Origin of the sequence: Mesorhizobium sp. M4B.F.Ca.ET.089.01.1.1, assembly GCF_004022605.1 — a bacterium.
Classification (GTDB): domain Bacteria; phylum Pseudomonadota; class Alphaproteobacteria; order Rhizobiales; family Rhizobiaceae; genus Mesorhizobium; species Mesorhizobium abyssinicae.
The window spans coordinates 1-2,369 of record NZ_RZOS01000655.1 but is presented as its reverse complement, the minus strand read 5'-3'; the positions used below and the strand labels follow the sequence as shown (position 1 = coordinate 2,369).

Sequence of the window (2,369 nt, the reverse complement as noted above, 5' to 3'; positions counted from 1 at the left end):
GAGCACCAGCGTGCCCATCGGCTTGCGCTCCACCCACAGCCGGCTCATCACCGGATGGTCGGGCACGGCGCAGGAATCGGTGACCACGATGTTGGGGTCGTCGAGATTCTGCCTGGTCACCTCGATCATCAGCAGCGTGCCCGGCGAATAGGCCGACAGGGTCTCGTCATAGGCGGTCTTCCAGGTGTAGGCGACACCGCCCTCGACGAATACGATCAGGCAAGCGATGGTGCGGCCGTCGAGCGTCAGCGAATGGATGCGGCAGAGATCTTGCTCGGCCAGCCGGTGCACGGCCTCGCGGGCGAAGGCGGCGCGGTAGCGGTCGATCGCCATGGCGGTGCGTTCGCGGCCCTTCCAGCCGGCCGCCTCCAGCGTCAGGAAGGCCTCGATGGCATGGCGGATATCGTCCGGACCGCGCGCGACCAGATGTTCGAGCTGGCCGAGGTCGGCAAGGCGGCGCTTCAATCGGCGGAATTCGCGGTAATGGTGCGAGCGCAGCGACGCCTTGAGGTAATCCTCGGCGTCAGCCTCGCTTTCCAGCACCGGACGGTCCATCCTGCCGGTGGTGACCATGGTCAGGCCGCGCGTGTCGGCGAAGGTAGTCAACAGGCTCGCCACCGGTCCGTCCAGCCGGATGTCGGGCAGCACGAAAACCTTCGGCATCTTGAGGTGCGGCCTGGACAGCATCGAGACGAAATCCTCAATGACGCCGACCGGATCGTCGCGGTCGACCAGCGGCGTGCCGAGCGGGCCGAACGGGCTCGACCAGGTGCGCATGACGGGTACGCCGAGCGGGATCGCCGGCCGCTCGACCGAGAACGGCACCAGCAGGCGCAGTCGGTTGCGGTATTCGTCGCCGTCGCGGATCACCGCCAGTTTGACCTCGCGGTCCTCGAGCCTCGGCATGGCCGGTGCCAGGAAGCGCGGGTTGAAGAAGATGTTGGGCTCGACGGTGCGGGTGCAGAGATAGTCGAGTTCCTCGACCAGGTCGAAGCCGGCGGAAGCCGGATAGATGGCAAGCTTGCGCTCCGGCCGGTTGTTGGCAAGGATCTCGATATGGGCGGGGTCGGCGTCGCGCGCCAGGCCGGCAAGACCTTGCACCATGGCGCCGGCCGGACCGCCGCTGGTTTCCTCGAGCAACGGGATGGCGGCCATCAGGCGGTCCCTTTCCTGGCGGTCGCAAAGATCAACATGACGATGCCGAGCTTGCGCCAGACGGTGAAGGAGAGCGCGCTGGCCTCGAAGACCATGGCGAGGCTGGTGGCGATCGCCGCGCCCCACAGGTGGAAGAACGGGATCAAGAGCACGTTGAGGCCGATGTTGAAGGCAAGCGTCATGGCGTAGACGCCGGCGCAGATGTTCTGGTTGCCGCTCATGGTGAGCAGGCTCTCGCAGGGGCCGACGGCGGCGCGCGCCACGACGCCGAAGACGAGCAGGAACAAAAGCGGATAGCCGGCGGTGAATTCGGGGCCGAACAGCACCAGCATCGGCTGCCCCAGCGCCAGCACCAGCAGCGCCATCAAGAGCGAGGGCCAAAAGGTCCACGACACCGTCTCGCGGGCGAAGGCGGCAAGCCGCTCCGGCTCGCCATGGGTGAACTGGGCGTAGCGCTGGGCGACGCCGGCCTTGACGGCGAAATAGACGAAATGCACCAGCGCAAGGGTCTTCACCGTGGCGAAATAGACGGCGACGTCATCGGGATCGAGATAGGCGCCGACCATCAGCACGTCGGCATTGGTGAGCAGGAAGAAGAAGCTCTCGACCAGGAAGATCGGCAGCGAGACCATGAACCATTGCGCGAAATGCACCTTCATCGGGCCGGCCGCCAGCTTGCGGTCGATGCGCGCTGTGACGCCCATGAACTGGCCGAGCGTGGTGGCGTAGGTAGCGGCGATCGAAGCGAAGATCGCGGTCCTGGCATCGGGCGCATAGCCCGCCGCCAGCATCAGCGCCATGAACACCAGGATCAGCACCGGCCGCACCAGATAGGTCGGCGACAGCGCGAACAGCGCCCATGAATTCGCCCGCGCCAGCCCTTGCAGGAGATCGCCCAGCGCGATCATCGGCAGGCAGATGACGCCGAGGATGAACGGCACGACATAGTAGTTCTCGATCCAGGGCGAGAAGAGCCAGACGCCGAGCGCGCCGAGGCCGGCGATGGCCGTCGAGGCGACCAGCACGAACAGCCGGCTCGCCATCACGATGCCGCGCAGTTCGGCGAGCAGGCCGCGCTCGCGATATTCGGGGATGAAGCGGATGACGGAGGTGTGGAAGCCGAGGCAGGCGAGGTTGCCGACGATCACCATCGTCACCCAGACCAGCACGAAGATGCCGTATTCGAAGGAGCCCATCCAGCGTGCCATCAGCAC

Annotated in this window: 2 protein-coding genes; both read right to left on the bottom strand. The window is 66.1% G+C overall.

The window, feature by feature from the left end; genetic code table 11:
* On the bottom strand, nt 1–1,155 hold a 1,155-nt coding region (locus EN780_RS32275; protein WP_133372818.1), incomplete at its 3' end, for a GNAT family N-acetyltransferase.
* The coding region (locus tag EN780_RS32270) for a lipopolysaccharide biosynthesis protein (protein WP_133372817.1) at nt 1,155–2,369 on the bottom strand (1,215 nt) is incomplete at its 5' end. The genes EN780_RS32270 and EN780_RS32275, both read right to left, overlap by 1 nt.